1 protein-coding gene and 1 pseudogene are annotated in these 1,185 nt (G+C 73.1%); one reads left to right on the forward strand and one right to left on the reverse strand.

Annotated features, from left to right (window positions below; all coding sequences use genetic code 11):
- Nucleotides 1-25: 25 nt before the first annotated feature.
- Complete coding sequence (locus tag HY68_RS04720; RefSeq protein ID WP_041984755.1) at nucleotides 26-874, forward strand: alpha/beta fold hydrolase; 849 nt, start codon at nucleotides 26-28, stop codon at nucleotides 872-874.
- Nucleotides 875-896: 22 nt separating this feature from the next.
- On the opposite strand, the pseudogene HY68_RS04725 reads toward HY68_RS04720, so the two are convergent.
- A pseudogene (locus HY68_RS04725) lies at nucleotides 897-1,185 on the reverse strand (NYN domain-containing protein); the annotation flags it as partial.

The following is a 1,185-nucleotide window of genomic DNA, read 5'->3' on the forward strand; positions in this document are numbered from 1 at the left end:
GCGGCGGGCGCGCTAGCCTCGTGCCATGAGCCGGCCGCCGACCTTCGTCCTGCCCCCCTGCGCACGCGCCCGCACCCTGACCACCGCCAGGGGCGACTTCGCCGCCCTGGAAGCAGCCCCGGAAGGACCGCCGCGCGGAACCGTCCTCCTGCTGCCCGGCTTCACCGGCAGCAAGGAGGACTTCACGACGATGCTGGAGCCGCTCACCCGCGCCGGCTACCGCGCGTTCGCCGTGGACGGCCGGGGGCAGTACGAGACGCCGGGACCCGACACGGAAGAGGCGTACGCGCAGGACGAGCTGGCCGCCGACGTCCTCGCGCAGACCGCGGCGATCGGCGCCCCGGTGCATCTGGTGGGCCACTCCATGGGCGGCCAGGTCGCCCGCGTCGCCGCACTGGCCGACCGGGGCGCGTTCCGCTCCCTGACGCTGATGTGCTCGGGCCCCGCGCAGATCTCCCCGTCGCAGCAGCAGCGGGTGAAGCTCCTCCAGGACGTGCTGCCCGTCATGACGATGGCGCAGGTCTGGGACGCCTTCCAGACGATGGAGCCGCCGGAGGAGGTCACGGCGCAGGACGGCGCGCTGATGCGGGAGCGCTGGCTGCGCAACAATCCGCTCCAGCTCGCCGTCACCAGCCGCCAGCTCGCGACCGAACCGGACCGGGTGGCCGAACTGGCCGCGCTGCGGCCGCCGTTGCCCATGTACGTACTGTCCGGCGAACGCGACGACACCTGGCCGGTGCCGCTCCTGGACGAGATGGCCCACCGGCTGCGGGCGCGCAGGACGGTGATCGAGGGTGCGGAGCACTCCCCCAACACGGACAGACCGCTGGAGACGACGGCGGCACTGACGGACTTCTGGGACCTGTACGGCTGAGGCGGCCGGGTTTCGTCCGACGTCAGTACTGCGACTGAAGATGCTGCCAGAACCCGTCCCGCAGGGCCCTGCGCAGCATGGAGTGGCCCCGCAGGGACCGCTGGAGCAGCCTCTCCGCCTCGATCAGCAGGTCCTGGTCCACCGGGCCCGGCAGATACGGCAGCCCCGGCAGCAGCTCGCCCATCGCCTCCCGTCCCCGCTCGACCAGCCAGGTGGCGGCGATCTGCGCGCCGACGAACCGGACCTGGTCGCGTGAGGGCGGCGGGTCGCCCTCGTGCTCGTACGTGGTGACCGGCCGCCGGGAGACGTAC

The organism is Streptomyces sp. AcH 505, from assembly GCF_000818175.1.
GTDB lineage: Bacteria > Actinomycetota > Actinomycetes > Streptomycetales > Streptomycetaceae > Streptomyces.